The sequence below is a fragment of the Streptomyces kaniharaensis genome, from assembly GCF_009569385.1.
GTDB classification, from domain to species: Bacteria; Actinomycetota; Actinomycetes; order Streptomycetales; family Streptomycetaceae; genus Kitasatospora; species Kitasatospora kaniharaensis.
Genome location: NZ_WBOF01000003.1, coordinates 200,745 through 222,032, shown reverse-complemented (window position 1 = coordinate 222,032; position 21,288 = coordinate 200,745). Strand labels below are relative to the sequence as shown.

The 21,288-nt window shown below is 73.8% G+C and carries 12 protein-coding genes and 1 pseudogene; 11 read left to right on the top strand and 2 right to left on the bottom strand.

Annotation, left to right across the window (positions count from 1 at the left end; genetic code table 11):
* Positions 1-13: 13 nt before the first annotated feature.
* The 7 genes and pseudogenes from trpF to F7Q99_RS32135 all read left to right on the top strand — a co-directional run bounded on the left by trpF (position 14) and on the right by F7Q99_RS32135 (position 15,062).
* Complete coding sequence (trpF, locus tag F7Q99_RS43445) at positions 14-1,351, top strand: phosphoribosylanthranilate isomerase (protein WP_153468177.1); 1,338 nt, start codon at positions 14-16, stop codon at positions 1,349-1,351.
* Positions 1,348-2,799, top strand: coding sequence for a UbiD family decarboxylase (locus F7Q99_RS32160; RefSeq protein WP_153468173.1), 1,452 nt, complete (start codon positions 1,348-1,350; stop codon positions 2,797-2,799). The genes trpF and F7Q99_RS32160 overlap by 4 nt, the downstream gene beginning before the upstream one ends.
* A 44-nt stretch (positions 2,800-2,843) precedes the next feature.
* Positions 2,844-11,702, top strand: a pseudogene (locus F7Q99_RS32155) (amino acid adenylation domain-containing protein); the annotation flags it as partial.
* Positions 11,703-11,717: 15 nt separating this feature from the next.
* The gene (locus F7Q99_RS32150) at positions 11,718-11,939 is read left to right on the top strand and encodes an MbtH family protein (protein WP_153468167.1); all 222 of its coding nucleotides are present in this window, start codon (positions 11,718-11,720) and stop codon (positions 11,937-11,939) included.
* Entirely contained in the window at positions 11,936-13,399 is a 1,464-nt protein-coding gene (locus F7Q99_RS32145) for a DHA2 family efflux MFS transporter permease subunit (RefSeq protein ID WP_153468164.1), read from the top strand. The genes F7Q99_RS32150 and F7Q99_RS32145 overlap by 4 nt, the downstream gene beginning before the upstream one ends.
* Before the next feature lie 47 nt (positions 13,400-13,446).
* Positions 13,447-14,505, top strand: a complete 1,059-nt coding sequence (locus tag F7Q99_RS32140) for a MupA/Atu3671 family FMN-dependent luciferase-like monooxygenase (RefSeq protein ID WP_326847400.1) — start codon at positions 13,447-13,449, stop codon at positions 14,503-14,505.
* Positions 14,502-15,062, top strand: a complete 561-nt coding sequence (locus F7Q99_RS32135; protein ID WP_195911342.1) for an NADPH-dependent FMN reductase — start codon at positions 14,502-14,504, stop codon at positions 15,060-15,062. Before F7Q99_RS32140 ends, F7Q99_RS32135 begins: the two co-directional genes overlap by 4 nt.
* A gap of 79 nt (positions 15,063-15,141) precedes the next feature.
* Here the strand turns inward: F7Q99_RS32135 and F7Q99_RS41950 are convergent, their stop codons facing one another.
* A complete protein-coding gene (locus F7Q99_RS41950) occupies positions 15,142-15,831 on the bottom strand; it encodes a GntR family transcriptional regulator (RefSeq protein WP_326847399.1) in 690 nt (229 codons plus the stop codon).
* Between the two features lie 192 nt (positions 15,832-16,023).
* Here F7Q99_RS41950 and F7Q99_RS32125 point away from each other — a divergent pair, with 192 nt between their 5' ends.
* From F7Q99_RS32125 to cas3g, 4 genes are all read left to right on the top strand, one after another.
* Complete coding sequence (locus F7Q99_RS32125; protein ID WP_153468158.1) at positions 16,024-16,734, top strand: DUF969 domain-containing protein; 711 nt, start codon at positions 16,024-16,026, stop codon at positions 16,732-16,734.
* On the top strand, positions 16,731-17,699 hold the full coding sequence (locus F7Q99_RS32120; protein WP_326847398.1) for a DUF979 domain-containing protein: 969 nt from the start codon (positions 16,731-16,733) through the stop codon (positions 17,697-17,699). The genes F7Q99_RS32125 and F7Q99_RS32120 overlap by 4 nt, the downstream gene beginning before the upstream one ends.
* Before the next feature lie 70 nt (positions 17,700-17,769).
* On the top strand, positions 17,770-18,411 hold the full coding sequence (pcp, locus tag F7Q99_RS32115) for a pyroglutamyl-peptidase I (protein ID WP_153468153.1): 642 nt from the start codon (positions 17,770-17,772) through the stop codon (positions 18,409-18,411).
* A 26-nt stretch (positions 18,412-18,437) separates the two neighbouring features.
* Positions 18,438-20,720, top strand: a complete 2,283-nt coding sequence (gene cas3g / locus F7Q99_RS32110; protein ID WP_153468150.1) for a type I-G CRISPR-associated helicase/endonuclease Cas3g — start codon at positions 18,438-18,440, stop codon at positions 20,718-20,720.
* On the opposite strand, the gene F7Q99_RS32105 is transcribed toward cas3g, so the two are convergent.
* Positions 20,701-21,258: a YceI family protein gene (locus F7Q99_RS32105; protein ID WP_153468147.1), complete on the bottom strand. Its 558-nt coding sequence runs from the start codon at positions 21,256-21,258 to the stop codon at positions 20,701-20,703. The two genes, cas3g and F7Q99_RS32105, sit on opposite strands and share 20 nt — an antisense overlap.
* Positions 21,259-21,288 lie beyond the last annotated feature (30 nt).

Here is a 21,288-nt window from a genome sequence, read left to right as displayed (position 1 = left end):
GAAGGTGTGCGGGGTGACCCGCGAGGATCAGTTACGGGTGCTCGGCCAGACCTCGATCGACCTGGTCGGCCTCTGGTACGGCGTGCCGGGCGGGGCGTCCGACCTCCCGATCGGCGCACTCGCCCGGCTGGCCGCCGCCGCCCGGGCGGCCGGCGGCCCGGCCCCGGTGCTGGTCACCCTGCTCGCCGACCCGGCCGCGCTGCGCGAGGCAGTGGACGCGTCGGACATCTCCCGGGTCCAGCTGCACGGCTACACGACCCCCGCGCAGGTACGGGCGATCCGGGACGCACTGCCGGCGGTCGAACTGATCAAGGTGCTGCACGTGCGCCAGGGCAAGGTCCTGGAGGCACCCCTGATCGGCGCCTACGAGAAGGCCGGCGTGGACGTGTTCCTGTTCGACTCGGTCGGCGCCGACGGCCGCATCGGCTCCACCGGGATCCCCCTGGAGGCCGCCCCGGTGGAGGCCCTGCTCGGCCGCATCGAGCGGCCGTTCATGCTCGCCGGGGGGATCGGCGCCGACCAGGCCGCGGTGCACCGCACGGCCCGCTGCCACCCCGACTTCCTCGGCATCGACGTGGACAGCGGCGCCAGGGGCGGGGACGGCCGCTTCGACTCCGGCCTCATCGACGAGATCCGCACCGCCTGGGAACACCCGCCCTGCGGACTGGTCTCCGCGCTGCTGGCCGCCCGCCGGCCGGTCATCATGGAACTCAAGGCCCGCAGCGCCCACGGCACGGACCTCTTCCAGGACCGGCCGGTCGCCGAACTCGTCGACCACTACACCCGGTTGGGAGCCCCGGCGCTGTCGGTGGTGACCGGCTCCTGGTTCGGCGGCAGCCGCGCCCTGCTGGACGACGTCGCCGCCTGCACCCAACTGCCGATCCTGGTCAAGGACTTCTTCACCAAGGAACGGCAGCTCGCGGAGATCCGCGCCGCCGGCGCCACCGCCGCCCTGCTGACCGCGACCGTGCTGCCGCGCACCGCCCTGCCCCAGCTCATCGAAGCCGCCCTCAGCCACGGACTGACCCCCTTCGTCGAGATCACCCGCAAGGAGGAACTCGCGAACCTCGTCCACCCGCAGTCCTGCGTCATCGCCGTCAACAACAAGGACATCCGCCAGCGCGAGCAGGACACGCCCGACCTCGGCCGCAGCCTGCGCCTGCTCACCGCCGTCCGCGCCACCGGCACCCCGACACCCGTCAGCGCCAGCGGCATCGAAACCCCGCAGGAGGCCGCCCGCCTGATCGGCGCCGGATACCGCGGCCTGCTGATCGGCACCGGCCTGCTGCGCTCGGCCGACCTGGACGACTGGTTCACCACCCTGGACCGCACCCTGGCGGGCAACCGATGACCGCCCCGGGCCTGTCGCTGCGCGCCGCCCTGGCCCACCTCGCCAAGGCGCACCCGCACGCCACCCTGACCAGAACCGACCCGATCGCCCGCGATCAGGTGGCGGCCGACTTCGCCCAGCGCTACGCCGGCATCCCCGCCGTCCCCGCCGCCCGGCCCGAACCGGCCGTGCGCTACACCGCCGTCGGCGACTCCCCACTACCCGTGCTGCTCGGCCTCTACGGGGACGAGTCGCGGCTGTACGACTGGCTGCCCGGACTGCCCGCACGCACCGCCCCCGACACCGTCGCCGCCCTGCTGACCGCCGCCGCCCAGCCTCGCACGGCGCCGCACCCGCCCTGCCGGCAGGTGGTCGCGGCCGGGGACGAGGTGGACCTACGCCACCTGCCGGTGCTCACCGTCACCCCGCGCGACGCCGGACCGTACCTGACGGCGGCCCTCATCCACGCCCACGACCCGCACACCGGCCTCAGCTCCCTGTCCTCCCACCGGATGCTGGTACTGGACCGAAACCGGCTGACGGTCTGGATGGTGCCCGGCCGCCACCTGGAACTCATGCACCGCCAGGCCCTCGCACGGGGAGAACGACTGCCGGTCACCGTCAACATCGGGGTGCCGCCGGCGGCGATGGTGGCCTCCGCCGTCAACAGCCGCTTCCTGCCGCCCGGGGTGTCCAAGCCCGCCCTGGCCAGCGCCCTGGCGGGCGAGCCGCTGACCCTCGCCCCGGCCACGACCCAGCCCGCCCAGGCGCTGGCCGAGGCCGAGATCGTCCTGGAAGGCCACCTCGGCGAGGAGAGCGCCGACGAGGCGATCGGCACCGCCGAACCGCACCTGTCGCTGCCGGAGTTCCTCGGCTACGACGGCCGGGCCAGGGCCGGCCTGCCGGTCCTGACCGTCACCGCCGTCACCACCCGCCACAACCCCCTCTACCAGGCCGTCCTCGGCCCCGGCCGGGAACAGTCCCACATCCTCGGAGCAGCCGGCGCCCTCTCGGTGGCGCTGTCACTGCCCCCCACCCCCGGCCTCGACGTGCACGACCTGCACTTCTCGCCCGCGGGCGGCGGCATGCTGCTGCTCGCCGTCGCCGTCCGCAAACACCACCCGGACGCCGACCGGGCGCTGGCACCACTGGCCCGCCAGATCCTCCACCAGCACCCGTTCGTCAAAACGGTCGTCCTCACCGACGACGACGTGGCGATCCGCTGCGCCGAGGACCTGCTGTGGGCCGTCACCACCCGCTCCAACCTCGCCCGCGACTGCACCGAATGGACCGACCTGACGCCCGTCCCGATGGACCCGTCCCAGACCCCGGCCTGGGCCCGGGCCCGGCACGGCCAACCGGACCCGCCCGGCCGCGTCGTCGTCGACGCCACCACGCCCTACGCGCTCCGCGCCCACACCACCCGCAGCCTGGCTGCGCACCATGCCATTTCGAGGGGAACGTCTTGACCGGACACGGGACACAGCAGACCACCGGGCGTCAGGACGTCCCGGCGCAGTGGAACGACACCGGGCACCCGCTGCCCGACCCCGAGGCCACCCTCACGGCGCTGCTGAGCGCCCGGGCCGCCGAGCACCCGCAGCGCACCGCCCTGGTCTTCGACGGCCACACCCTCAGCTACGCCGAACTCGACGACCGGGCCGGGCGACTGGCCGCCCTGCTCGCCCGCCACGGCGCCGGCCCCGACCGGATCGTGGCGCTGACCGTGCCCCGCTCGCTCGACCTGGTCATCGCACTGCTCGCCGTACTCAAGGCCGGCGCCGCCTACCTCCCGGTCGACCCGGACTACCCCGCCGACCGGATCGACTACCTGCTCCAGGACGCCGCCCCCGTCCTGCTGCTCAGCCACAGCTCGGTCACCCACCCGACCGAACACCCGATCCCCACCCTCGTCCTCGACACCCTGACGCCCGACACCCTGACGCCCGACGGGCCGGCGCAGCAGAGCGACCTGCCCGCGCCGCGGCCCGACGACGCCGCCTACGTCATCTACACCTCCGGCTCCACCGGCCGCCCCAAGGGCGTCGTCGTGCCGCACCGCGGCATCGTCAACCGCCTGGAGTGGATGCAGGCGCAGTACCGGCTGACCGCCGACGACCGCGTGCTGCAGAAGACCCCCTCCGGCTTCGACGTGTCGGTCTGGGAGTTCTTCTGGCCGCTGATCACCGGCGCGACCCTCGTCGTGGCCCGGCCCGACGGACACCGCGACCCCGCCTATCTGGCCGAGGTGATCCGCGCCGAGCGCATCACCACCGTCCACTTCGTCCCGTCGATGCTCCAGGCCTTCGTCGACGAGCCCGCCGCCACCGGCTGCACCAGCCTGCGCCGGGTGATCTGCAGCGGCGAGGCGCTCCCGGTGGAACTGGCCGCCCGCTTCCGCACCGTCCTGCCCGGCGTGCCGCTGCACAACCTGTACGGGCCGACCGAGGCCTCGGTGGACGTGACGTACTGGGAGTGCGTCGCCGAGCCCGGCGCGCTGTCCGTGCCGATCGGCCGGCCGGTGTGGAACACCCGCCTGCACGTCCTGGACGCCGACCTGCGGCCCGTCGCGGTCGGCGAGACCGGCGAACTCTACCTGTCGGGCCTCCAGTTGGCCCGCGGCTACCTCAACCGGCCCGCGCTCAGCGCGGAGCGCTTCGTCGCCGACCCCTACGGCCCGCCCGGCAGCCGCATGTACCGCACCGGCGACCTGGCCCGCTGGCGCGCCGACGGGGCCCTCGACTACGCCGGGCGCGCCGACCACCAGGTGAAGATCCGCGGCCTGCGCATCGAACTCGGCGAGATCGAGGCCGTCCTGGACGCCCACAGCGGCGTCGGCCAGTCGGCCGTCCTGGCCCGCGAGGACCGGCCCGGCACCAAGCAACTGGTCGCCTACCTGCTCCCCGCACCCGGCGGGCGGATCGACCCGGACGCCGTCCGGGCCGGCGCCGCCGCCACCCTGCCCGACTACATGGTGCCCGCCGCCTTCGTGGTGCTGGACGCCTTCCCCCTCACCCCCAACGGCAAGCTCGACCGCAAGGCGCTGCCCGCACCCGCGCTCACCCCCTCCGGCGAGCGCACCGCCCCCCGCACCCCGCGCGAGGCCCTGCTGCACGACCTGGTCGCCGAACTGCTCCACCTCCCGCAAGTCGGCGTCGACGACAGCTTCTTCGACCTCGGCGGCGACAGCATCCGCTCCATCCAGCTGGTCAGCCGCGCCCGCCGCCACGGCCTGACCTTCACCCAGCGCGACGTCTTCACCCACCGCACCATCGCCCGCCTCGCCGCCGCGGCCCACGAGCAGGCGCCCACCACCCAGGCCCTGCCCGCCCTGCCCGCCGAGCGCCTCGCGACGCTTCGCGCCGCCCACCCCGACGCCGTCGACTTCTGGCCCACCACCGCCCTCCAGCAGGGCCTGCTGTTCCACTCCGAACTCGCCAAGGACTCCCTCGACGTCTACGCCGTCCAGGTCAGCTTCGAACTCGACGCCGACCCCGCCGAACTGCGCACCGCCGTCCGCGCCCTGATCGAACGCCACCCCAACCTGCGCGCCGCCTTCACCCAGGACGGCGCCGACCAGCCCGTGCAGTTCGTCACCGCCCAGGCCGAACCCGAGTTCACCGTCGTCCAGTTCGTCGGACCCAACGCCAGGCGCAAGGCGGCCGAGCACTTCGAGGCCGAACGGATGCGCGGCTTCGACCTGTCCGCACCACCCCTGCTGCGCACCACCGTCGCCGACCTGGGCCCCCAGGGCCGCCGGGCCGCCCTGACCTTCCACCACATCGTCGTGGACGGATGGTCGCTGCCGATCCTCCTGGACGACCTGCAGACGCTGCTGCGCGGACAGCAGCCGGGCCCGGCCGCCCCCTACACCGACCACCTCGCCTTCCTCGCCAACCACGACCACGAGGCCTCCCGCACCGCCTGGCAGGGCCTCCTGGACGGGCTGGACGAACCCACCCTGCTGGCCCCCGGCGCCCACACGACCACCACCCTGCCGGCCGACCACTGGCTGGAACTGCCCGGGCACCTCACCGCCGAACTCGAAGCCCGGCTGCGCGAACGCGACCTGACCCTCAACACGGCCGTGCAGGGCGCCTGGGCGCTGCTGCTGGCCCGCCAGAGCGGCCGCACCGACGTCGTCTTCGGCACCGCCGTCTCCGGCCGCGCACCCGAGGTCCCCGGCATCGAGGCCATGGTGGGCCTGTTCATCAACACCGTCCCGGTCCGGGCCCGCGTGTCGCCGACCACACGGCTGGCCGACCTGCTCGCGCAGGTGCAGGACCAGCAGACCACCATGGCCGCCCACCAGTACACCGGCCTGGCGGACATCCAGCAGGCCGCCGGCCACGGCGAACTCTTCGACACGCTCGCGGTCTTCGAAAGCTTCCCGACCGCGCTCGCCGCCGGCGCTGAGACCCACTACGCCGTCCACTACCCGCTCGCGCTGTTCGCCCACCCCGGCGAGCGGCTGCGGCTGCGGCTCAGCTACCGCCCCGAGCGCTTCACCATCGGCGAGATCGAGCGCCTGGGCGAGCGCCTGCTGCGGGCGCTCACCGCCCTGGCCGAGGACCTCGACCAGCCGATCCACGAAGCGGACCTGCTCTCCCCGGCCGAGCGCGCCCAACTGCTGCACGGCTGGAACAACACCGACCACCCGCTGCCCGAACACGGCCTCGTCGAACGCTTCGAACACCTGGCGGCCGCCACCCCGGACGCCGCCGCCGTGATCGCCGAGGACGCCCGGCTCGGCTACCGCGACCTCAACGAGCGGGCCAACCGCCTCGCCCACCTGCTGGCCGCCGAGGGCGTCGGGCAGGGCGACCTCGTCGCCGTCGCCCTGCCCCGCACCAGCGACCTCGTCGTCGCCCTGCTCGCCGTCCTCAAGGCCGGCGCCGGCTACCTCCCGCTCGACCCGGACTACCCCTCCGAGCGGATCGCCTACATGCTCGCCGACGCCGCGCCCGCCGCGGTCATCACCACCGCCGACACGCCCACCGGCGAACAGATCCCGCGCCTGCTGCTCGACGAGACCCGCCTGGCCGCCCAGCCCGCCACCGACCCGGGCATCCACGTCCCGCCCGCCACCGCGGCCTACGTCATCTACACCTCCGGCTCCACCGGCCGCCCCAAGGGCGTCGTGGTGCCCCGCTCGGCCCTCGACAACTTCCTCGCCGCCATGCGCGAGCAGTTCCCGATGACCCCCGAGGACCGGCTGCTGAGCGTCACCACCGTCGCCTTCGACATCGCCGGCCTGGAGATCCACCTCCCGCTCACCAGCGGCGCCGCCGTCGTCCTCGCCGCCAAGGAGACCGTCCAGGACCCCGCCGCCCTCGCCGACCTGATCACCGGCACCCGGGCGAGCATCCTGCAGGCCACCCCCTCGCTGTGGCAGTCCCTGATCGCCGGCCACCCACAGGCACTCGCCGCACTGCGTACCCTCGTCGGCGGCGAGGCCGTACCCGCCGCCCTGGCCGAGCAACTGCGCACCCTGTCCACCTCGGCCACCAACATGTACGGCCCGACCGAGACCACCATCTGGTCCACCACCGCCCGCCTCACCGCCCGCCCCGGCGCCCCCACCATCGGACGCCCGCTGCACAACACCCAGATCCGCATCCTCGACAGCCACCTCGGCCTGGTGGCGCCCGGCGTGACCGGCGAGCTCTACATCGCCGGCGAAGGCCTGGCCCGCGGCTACCTCAACCGCCCCGGCCTCACCGCCGAACGCTTCACCGCCGACCCCTACGGCCCGCCCGGCACCCGCATGTACCGCACCGGCGACCTCGCCCGCTGGGGCGCCGACGGCAACGTCGAATACCTCGGCCGCGTCGACCACCAGATCAAGCTCCGCGGCTTCCGCATCGAACTCGGCGAGATCGAGACCGTGCTCACCACCCGCCCCGAGGTCGCCCAGGCCGTCGTCCTGGTCCGCGAGGACCGGCCGGGCGACACCCGCCTGGCCGCCTACCTCGTCCCGGCCGCCGGCCACCGCATCGACACCGCCGAACTGCGCCGCCACGCCGCCACCGAACTGCCCGACTACATGGTGCCCTCGACGCTGACGGTGCTGGACAAGCTGCCGCTGACCCCCAACGGCAAGCTGGACCGCGCCCAACTGCCCGCCCCCGCCTTCGAGGAGGAACCGGGCCGCCGCACCGGCCGATCCGCCCGCACCCCCCAGGAACAACTGCTCGCCGAACTGTTCGCCGAAGTCCTCGGCGTGCCGTCCGTCCCGCTGGAGGAGAGCTTCTTCGAACTCGGCGGCCACTCCCTGCTCGCCATCCGCCTCATCAGCCGCATCCGCGCGACCTTCGCCACCCAGCTCAAGCTGCGCCACCTCTTCGACCACCCGAGCGTCGCGGCGCTGTCCGGCCACCTGTCCGGAACCGACGGATCCCGCCCCGCCCTCACCCGCCGCACCCGCCCCCACCTGCTGCCGCTGTCCTACCAGCAGAGCCGCCTGTGGTTCCTCAACCGCTTCGAAAGCGACTCCGCCCTCTACAACATCCCGCTGGCCCTGCACCTGGACGGCCCCCTGGACCGCACCGCGCTCACCGCGGCACTGGCCGACCTGACCGACCGCCACGAGATCCTGCGCACCGTCTTCCCCGAACGGGACGGACAGCCCCACCAGCTCGTCCTCGACACCGCACCACCCCACCTGAACGAGCGGACCGTCACCCGCGACGAACTCGACGCCGCCCTGCGCACCGCCTCCTGCGCCGGCTACGACCTCACCGCCGAACCACCGCTGCGCGCCCACCTGTTCGAGCTCTCCGAGCACGAACACGTCCTCCTGCTCGTCCTGCACCACATCGCCGGCGACGGCCCGTCCACCACCCCGCTCACCCGCGACCTCTCCCGCGCCTACACCGCCCGCACCACCGGAAAGGCCCCCCAGTGGGCCGAACTTCCCGTCCAGTACGGCGACTACGCCCTGTGGCAGCGCGAATCGCTCGGCGGCGACGACGACCCGAACAGCCAGCTGTCCCAGCAACTCGCCTTCTGGCAGCAGACCCTCGGCGACCTGCCCGACCAGCTCGACCTGCCCACCGACCGGCCCCGGCCCGCGATCGCCTCCTACCGCGGCGGCGCGGTGCCCCTGCACATCGACGCCGAACTGCACCGCCGCCTCCACGAGACCGCCACCGCCCACGGCGCGACCGTCTTCATGATGCTCCAGGCGGCCCTGGCCACCCTGCTCACCCGCCTCGGCGCGGGCACCGACATCCCCATCGGCAGCCCCATCGGCGCCCGCACCGACGAAGCCCTCGACGACCTGGTCGGCTTCTTCGTCAACACCCTGGTGCTGCGCACCGACACCTCGGGCGACCCGACCTTCGCCGAACTCCTGGGCCGCATCCGCGAGACGGACCTCGCCGCCTGGGCCCACCCCGACCTGCCGTTCGAGCGGCTGGTCGAGCTGGTCAACCCGACCCGCTCGCTGGCCCGCCACCCGCTGTTCCAGGTGATGCTGGCCTTCCAGGAGACCCTGCGCGCCGAACTGGACCTGCCCGGCCTGACCGCCCGCGCCCAGACCCCCGCCCTCGACCTCGCCAAGTTCGACCTGGCCGTCGACCTGCTGGAGCGGCGCGGATCGGGCGACACCCTGGACGGCATCGACGGCATCGTCGAGTACAGCACCGACCTGTTCGACCGCGCCAGCGCCGAACGCTTCGCCGCCCAACTGCTGCGCCTGCTCCAGGCCGCGGTGACCGACCCGACCCAGCCGATCGGCCGGATCGACCACCTCGCCCCCGCCGAGCGCGAACAACTGCTGTACGGCTGGAACGACACCGCACACGAGGTCCCGGCCGCCACCCTGCCCGAGCTCTTCCAAGCGCAGGCGGCCCGCACCCCCGACGCCGACGCGGTCGTGTTCGGCGACACCGTGGTCTCCTACCGGGAACTCAACGAGCGCGCCAACCGCCTCGCCCACCACCTGATCGGCCTCGGCGTGGGCCCGGAACAATTCGTCGCCCTCGCCGTGCCGCGCTCCGTCGAGATGGTGGTCGCGCTGCTCGGCGTGGTGAAGTCCGGCGCCGCGTACCTGCCGATCGACCCCGGCTACCCGGCCGACCGCATCGCCTACATGCTCGCCGACGGCGCGCCCGCCCTGGTCCTCACCACCACGGCGGCCGCACCCCACCTGCCGCCCACCGACCGGCCGGTCCTGGCCCTGGACGACCTCGACCTCGCCCACGGCCCCGCCACCGACCCCACCGACACCGACCGCACCGAGGCGCTGACCCTGGCCCACCCCGGCTACGTCATCTACACCTCCGGCTCCACCGGCCGCCCCAAGGGCGTCGTCGTCTCGCACGCCGGCATCGCCTCGGTCGCCGGCGCGCACATCGACCGGCTCGGCCTCGACGGCGACAGCCGCTTCCTGCTGGTCGTCTCCATCAGCTTCGACGTCTCGATGGCCGACATCACCATGACCCTCGCCGCGGGCGCCGCGCTCGTCCTGCCCGGCCCCGACCAGCAGGCCGCCGGCCAGGAACTGTACGACCTGATCGACCGGCACCAGGTCACCCACACCGACCTGGTGGCCCCCATGCTGATCTCCCTGCCGGACGGCGACCTGCCCTCCCTGCGCGGCTTCGTCGTCGGCGGCGAGGCACTGCCCGCCGAGATGGTCGAACGCTGGTCGCCCGGCCGCCGGGTGATGCAGGTGTACGGACCCACCGAGGCGACCGTCGTCGCCACCATGAGCGACCCGCTCGCGCCCGACCCGAAGGCACCCCCGATCGGACGGCCGATCTGGAACACCCGCACCCACGTCCTGGACGCCGCCCTGCAACCGGTGCCCGTCGGCGTCGCCGGCGAGCTCTACATCGCCGGCTCAGGCCTCGCCCGCGGCTACTGGCAGCGCCCGGCCATGACCGCCGAACGCTTCGTCGCCGACCCCTACGGCCCGCCCGGCACCCGGATGTACCGCACCGGAGACCTGGTGCGCCGCCGCGCCGACGGCAACCTGGAGTTCCTCGGCCGCGTCGACCACCAGGTCAAGGTACGCGGCTTCCGGATCGAACTCGGCGAGATCGAGAAGGCCCTGGCCAAGCACCCCGCCGTCGCCGCGGCCGCGGTCGTGGTCAGCGCCGGCACCGGCGGCGTCAACCGCCTGGTCGGGTACGCCGTCCCCGCACCGGGGCACATCCTCGACCCCGGCGAACTGCGCGGATTCCTCGCCGGCCTGCTGCCCGACTACATGGTCCCCACCATCGTCGTCGTCCTCGACGCCCTGCCGCTGACCCCCAGCGGCAAGCTCGACCGCAAAGCCCTGCCGGCACCCGACTTCGCCACCCAGGCCTCCTCCCGCAGCCCGCGCACCCCCGCCGAGGCCGTGCTCTGTGAACTGTTCGCCGAGGTCCTCGACCTGGACCGGGTCGGCATCGACGACAACTTCTTCGACCTCGGCGGCCACTCCCTGCTCGCCGCCCGCCTGATCGGCCGCCTGCGGGCCGCCACCGGCACCGAACTCGGCATCAGGGCACTGTTCGAGGCCCCGACCGTCGCCCGCCTCGCCGAACTCACGGCCACCGGCGGCAGCCACGGCGACGACTTCGCGACCCTGCTCCCGCTGCGCGAGGACGGCGACCTGGCACCACTGTTCTGCGTCCACCCCGCCGCCGGCATCGCCTGGGTCTACTCCGGCCTGCTGCGCCACCTCGAACCGCAGCGACCGCTGTACGGCCTCCAGGCCAGGACCCTGACCCAACCGGACACGCCACCGGCCGGCCTCGGCGAGATGGCCGCCGACTACCTCGACCTGATCCGCAAGGCCCAGCCCGAGGGCCCCTACCACCTCCTCGGCTGGTCCCTCGGCGGACTGGTCGCCCACGAGGTCGCCGTACGCCTGCGCGAACAGGGCGAACAGGTCGCACTCCTGGCCCTGCTGGACTGCTACCCCCAATCGGACGGCTCCGCCGGGCCGCTGACGGACCAGCAGGCGCTGGCCGCACTCCTTGACTCCCTCGGCCACCCGGTGCAAGCTGACGAAGTTGAAGCGATCACGCCAGAACGCGCGGTGGAACTGCTGGGAGACGGCCCGCTGACCGGAACCACACCGGAACGCCTACGGGCCCTGGCCCGGGGATTCGCCCACCACCTCCACCTGGCCGAGGAGTTCACCCCCGGCCGGTACGACGGCGACCTGCTGTTCTTCACCGCCACGGCCGGCAAGGCCCCGGCCGACCCCACCGCCCTCGCCTGGACACCGCACGTCACGGGCCAGATCCACGACCACACCGTGGACTGCGCCCACGGCGCCATGACGCGCCCCGAACCGATCGCGCACATCGGCGAGGCCCTGGCCACGGCGCTGCGCCGCACCACGGGCGACCGACCCGGCCCGCACCACCTCTGAGAGGACCAAAAAGCCATGAGCACCAACCCGTTCGAGAACGCCGACGCCAGCTACCTCGTCCTGGTCAACGGCGAGGGCCAGCACTCGCTGTGGCCGGCCGCCGTCGCCGTGCCGGCCGGCTGGGACACCGCCCACGGGCCCAGCCCCCGGCAGCCGGCGCTGGAGTACATCGAGGCGAACTGGACCGACATGCGCCCGCGCAGCCTGGCCGCGGCGACCGAGACCGGGACCCGATGAGCGCCGGCACCACCGACCTGCGCACCCGCCTGCAGAGCCCCTGGGCGGCGATGTTCGCGATCTGCTTCACCCAGGCGGTGGTCCTGCTGGACACCACCGCGGTGAACGTCGCCGTCCCCTCGCTCGGCACCGGCCTGAACGCCAGCGTCGACCAGGTGCTCTGGATGATCAACGCCTACCTGCTCTCCTACGCCGTCCTCCTGGTCACCGGAGGACGGCTGGGCGACCTCTACGGGCCCCGCCGGATCTTCATGATCGGCCTGGTGGTGTTCGTGGCCGCCTCGGCGGCCTGCGGTCTCGCGCAGACCCCCGGGCAGGTGATCACCGCCCGGGTGGTCCAGGGCATCGGCGGCGCGCTCCAGACCCCCCAGGCGATGGCGATGATCACCCGGATCTTCCCCGCCGAACGGCGCGGAACGGCCATGGGCGTCTGGGGCTCCTTCGCCGGGATCGTCGCCGCCGCCGGACCGACCCTGGGCGGATTCCTCGTCTCCTGGTTCGGCTGGCGGGGCATCTTCTACCTCAACATCCCCGTCGGGGTCCTCGGTTCGGTGCTGACCATGGCCCTGGTGCCCCGCCTGGAGTCGGGCGTCAAACAGCGCCTCGACGTCCTGGGATCGGTGGTGCTCACCCTCGCCATGCTCGGCGTCGTCTACGCCCTCCAGGAAGGCGAGTCCCACAACTGGGGCACGCTGTGGGGCCCGGTGAGCGTGCCCATGCTGGCCGTCGCCGGCATCGCCCTGATCGGCGTGTTCCTGCTGGTCGAACGCGGCCGGCAGAACCGCGACCCGCTGGTGCCGTTCGTCATCCTGCGCGAGCGCAACTTCACCGTGATGGCCGTCGTGGTCGCCGCCCTTCCCTGCGGCCTGGGCGGCATGCTGCTGCTCACCCCGCTCTACCTCCAGCAGGTCCGCGACTTCAGCGCCTTCCAGGCCGGCCTGCTGATCGCCGTGGCGCCCCTGGTGTCGATCTTCGTCGCGCCCTACTCGGGCCGGCTGTGCGACCGTCTCGGCGGCAAGTGGGTCATGTTCGCCGGCCTGCTGCTGTTCGCCGCCGGCATCGGACTGCTGGCCGCGCTCATCAGGCCCGACTCCCCGTGGTACGCCCTGCTGCCGGGCCTGTTCTTCCTCGGCCTGGGCATGGGCGTCGCCTACGCGCCGGCTGGCGTGGTCGCGTTCGAGAAGATCGAGCCGGCCATGTCCGGCGCCGCCTCGGGCCTGTTCAACACCACCCGGCTCTGCGGCAGCCTGCTCGGCAGCGCCTCGGTCGGCGCCGTCCTGCAGACCCGGCTGGAACACGGCACCGTCACCGACGCCGTCCGCTTCACCTACCTGCTTCCGCTCGCCGTCCTGCTCGCCGGGGCACTCGGCACCCTCCTGGCCCGCCACCGGCCCGCCGACCGGATGCCCCGGGCCAGCACCGCACCCGAGCGCGAGGCCTCCGCCGCGGCCAAGTCCTGACCGCCCCTCGACCTGACCACACCTCAACACCCGATCGGGGACACGACGTGCACTTCAGTCTCTTCTACTTCGCCGACGGCCGGGGCGAGGGCCGCGACCAGTACCGGCTGCTGCTGGAAGGCGCCCGCTTCGCCGACACCCACGGCTTCAACGCGGTCTGGACCCCCGAGCGGCACTTCCACGAGTTCGGCGGCCTCTACCCCAACCCCGCCGTCACCGGCGCCGCCCTGGCCGCCCTGACCGAGCGGGTGGCCATCCGGGCCGGCAGCGTGGTCGGCCCGCTGCACCACCCGGTGCGGATCGCCGAGGAGTGGTCGGTGGTCGACAACCTCTCCGACGGCCGGGTGGGCCTGTCGTTCGCCCCCGGCTGGCACGCCAACGACTTCGTCCTGCGCCCGGAGAACTACGCCGACCGCCGCAAGCTGCTGATCGACACGATCGAGACCGTCCGCACCCTGTGGCGCCGCGACAGCGTGGAACTGCCCGACGGCGAGGGCAACCCCGTCCAGGTGCGCAGCTTCCCGGCCCCGGTCCAGGCCGACCTGCCGATCTGGCTGACCAGCGCTGGCAGTCCCGACACCTTCCGCCAGGCCGGCGAGCTGGGCCTCGGCCTGCTCACCCACCTGCTCGGCCAGGAGGTGGAGGACCTCGCCAAGAAGATCGGACTCTACCGCGACGCGCTGCCGGTCGGTGCTTCTCAGGGCGCCGCCGGAAACGTCGTCCTGATGATGCACACCTTCCTCGGCACCGACCGCGACAAGGTCCGCGAGACGGTCCGAGAGCCGTTCTCCGACTACATCCGCAGCTCCATCGGCCTGATCATGAAGGCCGCCGGCGACATCCTGCCGGGCGTCGACCCCGACGAACTGGACGAGGACGACCTGGAGTTCCTGGTCGCCCGCTCCTTCGACCGCTACTTCGAGACCAGCGGACTGTTCGGCACCGTCGAGGACGGCCTGAACACCCTGGAACGGCTGGAGGGCCTCGGCGTCGACGAGGTGGCCTGCCTGATCGACTTCGGCGTCGACCCCGACGAGGTGCTCGCCGCGCTGCACCACCTCGACGAGCTGAAGAACGCCTGGCAGGCCCGCGGAGCGGGAGCGTGAACCTGCTGCTGGTCGCCGGCACCACCGCCCGCGCCTCCAGCTGCCGCCGCCTCACCGCCCTCATCGCCGAACGGGCCGACCAGACCGGCCGGTTGACGGTCGGCGAGCTGGACCGCTCGCTGCTCGCGCTGCCCGTCCTCGACCCCGACCGCTACGTCAGCGGCGAACTGCTGGAGGACCCGGCGGTCGCCCATCTCCTCAAGGAGGTCGCCGCCGCCGACGCCGTCGTGCTCGTCACCCCGGTCCAGCACGGCAGCCTCTCCGGCGCGCTCAAGAACACCCTCGACCACCTCCCGGACACCGCGCTCGCCGACCGGCCCGTCCTGATCGCCGCCACCGCCAGCGCCCTGCACAACGCCTCCGGCACCTGCGACCACCTGCGCGCGGTGGTCAGGGCCCTCGGTGGCTGGGCCGTCCCGACCCAACTCGTGGTCCAACGCGCCGACTTGACCGAACCCGGCAGTCTCACCGCGCTGACCTCCCGGATCGACCAGGCCCTGGACGAAGTGCTGCGCTTCGCCACCGCCCTGGGCCCGGCCGCGCACCTGGGCTCCTGACCGCCCGAACCCCCGCCGGTGCCCCTGCGGGCACCGCGCGCCGGCGGGGGAGGGGGACGGTCAGGCGGCCCGGCCCCTGTCACCACCCGTCCTGCGTCATCGCCCGGACGATCACCGCGCGCGCGTCGTCCAGATACCGCGTCAACTCGACCTCGGCGTCGTCGATCTCGCCGGACTCCAGCAACCCGGCCAGCGTCTGGTTGCGGCGAAGGAACGGCTCGTGGAGCCCGCGCGCCGAGGCCACCGCCGCGAACGCCAGGCGCAGCTCCGCCACCAGACGCGCCATGCACTCGTCGATCCGCTCGCTGCCGGCCAGTCCCGCAACCGCCTGGTGGAAGTGCAGGTCGGCGGTGCCGACGGCGACCCAGTCGCCGAGCGCCTCGGCCGCCTCCGCCCGCGCGAGCGCCGCCCGCAGCGCGGCCAGGCGCTCCGACGCCGCACTGCGCAGCGCGCGCACGCCGGCCATCTCCAGCGCGAGGCGCAGCGTGTAGATGTCGGCGACGTCGCCGGGGTCCAGGATCTTGACGAACACGCCGCGGTTCAGCTCGTGCACGACCAGGCGTTGGTCGGCCAGCAGCCGGAACGCCTCGCGCAGCGTGTTGCGCGAGACCGAGAGCGCCTCGCCGAGCGACTCCTCCGACAGCCGCGTGCCCGGGGCGAGGCGGCCCTCGGTGATGTGGTCGCGCAGCACCTCGGCCACCCGCTGGGCGATGCCGGCGCGTTCGAGCCGGCTCCGATCGGCCGCGAGTGCGTCGAAGACTCCCGTCACCGTCGCGTGCACCTCCTGCCGTTGCGTCAGAACCTCACGCCGTATGTGCTCTTGTCGGATTGTTCCACAATCCCCTAGCCTCGCGGCAATCCCCGCACGGTCGCGGCCCAACCCGGCCGGGACCTCGTCCACCCCGGGGCGTGGCAGACGGCCACCCGCGAGGCGGACACCCTGCGAAAGGCGGCCCGGAGCATGATCGTTCTTGTCGGCATCCTCGTCGTGGTGGCCGGATTCGCCACCCGGCGACATCCGCTCCTCGTCGTCGGCGCCGCCGGCGTCATCACCGGCCTCCTGGGCGGACTGAGCCCGACGAAAGTCCTGGAGGCGTTCGGCACGGGCTTCGCCTCCAGCCGCTCGGTCACCCTCTTCGTCGTCGCCCTGCCCGTCATCGGCCTCCTGGAACGCCACGGCCTGCAGGACCAGGCCCGCACCCTGATGAACCGGCTCGCGAAGGTCAGCGCCGGCCGCCTGCTCGCGATCTACCTGGTGATCCGTCAACTCGGCGCCGCCCTCGGGCTCACCGCCCTCGGCGGGCACGCCCAGGCGGTGCGGCCCATGATCGCGCCGATGGCGGAGGCCGCCGCCGAGCGCCGCCACGGCCGCCTGAGCGACCGGGCCCGCGAGCGCCTGCGCTCCTTCGCCGCGAGCACCGACACGGTGGGCCTGTTCTTCGGCGAGGACTGCTTCCTCGCCGTCGGCTCGATCCTCCTGATCACCGGCTTCGTCAACGCGACCTACCACACCGATCTCGAACCGGTCCGCCTCGCCCTCTGGGCCGTTCCCACCGCGATCTGCGCCACCCTCGTCCACGGCGCGCGACTGCTTCACCTGGACCGTGCCCTCGCCCGGGACCTGCCCGCCCCCGGCGCCGCCGACAGCCGCGTCGCGGAGGTGGGCAAGTGATCAAGGTGGAGTGGCTGTACTGGCTGCTCGGCGCCGTCTTCCTGGCGATGGCCGCGCAGATGGCGGCCGACCGCAGCAACCCCAAGCGACTGGGCAGCGCCGCCTTCTGGGGCCTGCTCGGCGCGAGCTTCGTCTACGGCACGTGGGTCGCCGACAAGAGCGCACCCGCCGCGCCGCTGGGCGCCGCCGTCCTGGCCATGATCTGCCTGGCCGGCTTCGGCTTCACCGGACGCGGCACACCCGCGACCACCACCCCCGAGCAGCGGGCCGCCTCCGCCGCCCGCCTCGGCAGCCGGCTGTTCATCCCCGCGCTGATCCTCCCGCTCGTCGCGCTCGCCTGCGCCACCCTCCTCAAGGGCGTGCACCTGGGCGCCGGCCCGCTGCTCCAGCCCGGCAGCGAGACGCTCCTCGGGCTCGGCCTCGGCGTGCTCGCCGCCCTGGCCGTCGCTCTGCCGCTCACCCGCGAGCGCAACCCCGCCGTCGCCCTGCACGCCGGCCGCGCACTGGTGGAAGCCATGGGCTGGACGCTGCTGCTGCCCCAACTCCTCGCCGTGCTCGGCTCGATCTTCCAGAGCGCCGGCGTCGGCACCCAGGTCGGCAGGCTCACCACCCACTTCCTGCCCGACGGCAGCCGGTTCGCCGCGGTGGTGCTCTACTGCCTCGGCATGGCCCTGTTCACCGTCGTCATGGGCAACGCCTTCGCCGCGTTCCCCGTCATGACCGCCGCCATCGGCTGGCCCGTCCTGATCACCCGGCTGCACGGCCACCCGCCGGTCGTCCTGGCCGTGGGCATGCTGGCCGGCTTCTGCGGCACCCTGGCCACCCCGATGGCCGCCAACTTCAACCTGGTCCCGGCCGCCCTGCTCGAACTCAAGGACCAGTACGGGCCGATCAAGGCCCAACTGCCCACCGCGGGCGCCCTGCTGGTCTGCAACATCGCCATCATGTCGCTCTTCGCCTTCTGACCGCCCGACAGGTTCCGACCGGCCGGCAGACCCCTTCGACCACCACCGACCGCGAAAGGCGCCGCCGCTGATGACCAGGATCCTGCTCACCGGCTTCGAACCCTTCGACGGCGCCACCCGCAATCCGTCCTGGGAGGCCGCCCGTCTCGTCGCCGACCACCCTCCCGCCGGACTGGAGGTCACCCCCGCCCGGCTGAGCTGCGTCTTCGGACGGGCGGCCGACGAACTGCGCGCGGCGGTCCGCGACACCGACCCGGACGTGGTGGTCTGCCTCGGCCAGGCGACGGGCCGCCCCGACGTCAGCGTCGAGCGCATCGCCGTCAACATCGACGACGCACGCATCCCCGACAACGCGGGCCGCCGACCCGTCGACTGGCCCGTCGTCCCCGGCGGCCCCGCGGCCTACTTCGCCACCCTGCCGGTCAAGGCCTGTGTGGCCGCCGTCCGGGCGGCCGGACTGCCCTCCTCCCTCTCCCACACCGCCGGGACGTTCGTCTGCAACCACGTCTTCTACGCCCTCATGCACCTGATCGCCACCGAACGGCCCACCACCCGCGGCGGCTTCGTCCACCTGCCCGCCCTGCCCGAGCAGGTCCTCGACCGGGCCGAACCCGCCCTGCCCGCCGCCACCGCCGCCCGCGCCCTGCGCGCCCTGCTCACCGCCTCGACCCGCCCCACCGACCTGCACACCCCGGAGGGAACCACCCACTGACCGGCCATCCGTCGTACGTTGGCCCGATGACGGCCGACTTCGAGACCTTCGTACGCACCGCGACCGGCTACACCCCCTACCCCTACCAGTCGAAGCTGGCCGCCGAAGGCCTGCCCACCCTCCTCAAGGCCCCCACCGGCGCCGGCAAGACCGTCGCCGCGGTCCTGCCCTGGCTGCACCGCCGCCTGGTCACCGCGCCCGAGGCCACCCCGCGCCGACTGGTCCTCGTCCTGCCCCGGCACAGCCTCGCCGACCAGACCTCCGCCCGCATCCGGCAGTGGCTGGACCGCCTCGCGCCCACCGGCGAGGTCGGGCTGCACCTGCTCGCCGGCGGCGCCGCGCAGGACGGCGCCTGGCGGCGCGGGCCCGAGCAGACCGCGATCCTGGTCGGCACCCACGACGTGCTGCTCAGCCGTGCGCTGATGCGCGGCCACGCGGAGCGCCGGACGATGACGCCGGTCTCCTACGCCCTGCTGCACACCGACACCCAGTGGGTCTTCGACGAGCCGCACCTGCTCGGCCCCGCCCTGTCCACCGGCGTCCAACTCCAGCGGCTGCGCGACCGGTTGGGGACGGCGGCGGCGACCCGGACGATGTGGATGTCGTCGACGTGGGACGGGGCCGGCCTCGACGGGCCGGTGCTGCACGCCTCGGACGGCCCCGCGACGCTTCGCCGGATCGCCCGCCTCCACCTCGGGCCCGGGCACTACCCGGCCGCCCTCGCAGGCGCCGCCACCGCCGCGCACGTGCCCGGCACCCGGACCGTCGTGGTGCTGGGCTCCCTGGAACGGGCCCGGGCCGTGCACGCCGCCCTGGCCGCCACCGGGCGCGAGACGATCCTGCTGCACCCTCACTTCCGCGCCGCCGACCGCCACCGCGTCCTGCGCGCCGCCACCGAGGACGAGCGCGACCTCCTCGTCGTCGCCACCGCGGCCGTGGAAGCCGGACTCGACCTCTCCAGCCGCACCCTGGTCACCGAACTCGCGCCCTGGGCCTCGCTCGTGCAACGCGCCGGCCGCTGCAACCGGCACGGCGAGCACCCGGGCGGCGGCGACCTGCTCTGGTGCACGCCCCCGGAGGGCGGCGACGCGGCCACCGCGGCATGGCTCACCGCCCACGAGGGCCGGGCCGTCACCCCCGCCGAACTGCAGGCGGCCCGCATCGACGAGCCACTCCCACCGCCCGGCCCGGGCCGCGAGGACCTCCTCGCCCTCTTCGACTCCGCCCCCGACGACGACACCCCGGCCGCCACCGCCGACCGCTGGATCTGCGAGCCGTCCGAACACGCCACGCTGCCCGCGCTGGTCGCCTGGCGCACCTGGGAACCCGCCCATGTCGGGCCGGGCGATTCCGTCGGGGCCGCCGATTCCGTCGGGCCCGCCGAGGACGAGCCCGATCCGGCGAGCGACGAGCTCTGCCCGGTACCACTCGGCGACCTCCGCGCGCTGCCCGCCGGCCGGGCCTGGCTGCGCGAGGAACTGGACGGCCGGTGGCGACCCGCACGGCCCTCAGACCTGCACCCCGGCACCCGCCTCCTGCTCGACGCCCGCTACGGCGGCTACCTGCCCGACCGCGGCTGGACCCCGGCCAGCACGGCCCCCGTGCCACCCGAGGCCGCCGCCCCCGAACGCCCGCCCTACGGTTGCACCTCCTGGATCGGCCTCGACCAGCACCTCCAGGAGACCGCCGAGGAGGCGCGCCGGCTGCTCGCGGCCCTGCCCGAACTCCCCGCCGACCTGCGCGAGGCCGTCATCCGGGCGGCCCGCTACCACGACCTCGGCAAGTGCCACGACGCCTTCCAGGCGAAGCTGCGCGCCGGCCGGGCCGACCCGCCGGACGGCCTGCTCGCCAAGTCGAGGAACGGCGCAGCACCGCTACCGCCCCACCGCCCGGCCCGCCCCCACTTCCGGCACGAGCTGGTCAGCGCGCTCCTGCTCCGGCACGGCGGCCACGACGCGCTCGTGACCTACCTGGCCGCCGCGCACCACGGCCACGTCCGGATCACCGTGCACCCGCGCGGCGAGGAGGCGCCCCTGCTGCTCGGCGTCGCGGACGGGGACCGCACCCCGCCCGTCGAGCTGTCCACCGGCGAGCGCTTCCCCGCCCTGACCCTGCACACCGCGGCCTTCCCGGCGGCCTGGACCGAACGGGCGCTCGCCCTGCGCGACCGCCCCGACCTCGGCCCGTTCCGGCTCGCCTTCCTGGAAACCCTGGTCCGGGTCGCCGACTGGCGCGCCAGCGCCCGCCACGACGGCCCGCTGCCCCCGGTCCCGGTCCCGCCCGATGGGCCTACTCCTGGCTCTGCCTGATCGCCGAGACGTCGAACTCCAGGACGACCTTGTCGCCGACCAGGACGCCACCGCCCTCCAGCGCCGCGTTCCAGGCCACGCCGAAGTCCTTGCGATTGATCGTCACCGAACCCTCCAGGCCCACCCGCAGGTTGCCGTAGGGGTCGACGGCGTTGCCCGTGTACGCGAAGTCGATGACGACCGGGCGGGTGGTGCCCTTGATGGTGAGGTCGCCGGTGACCCGGAACTCCGAGCCCCCCAGCGGCTCGACCGCCGTCGTGGTGAAGGTGATGTCCGGGTGGTTCGGCGCGTCCAGGAAGTCGTTGGTGCGCAGGTGCTGGTCACGCTGCTGGACGCCGGTGTCGATGCTCTCGGCCCGGATCGTCACCCGGGCGGTGGAGCGGGCCGGGTCCTCGCCGTCCAGATGGGCGATGCCCTCGAATTCGTGGAAGGAGCCGCGGACCTTGGTCACCATGGCGTGGCGTGCCACGAAACCGATCCGGGTGTGGGCGGGGTCGAGGACGTAGTCCCCGGTGAGCTCGGAGAGTTCGGCGGCCATGGTCGGCGGGCCTCCTGCGGGGTCGCGGAC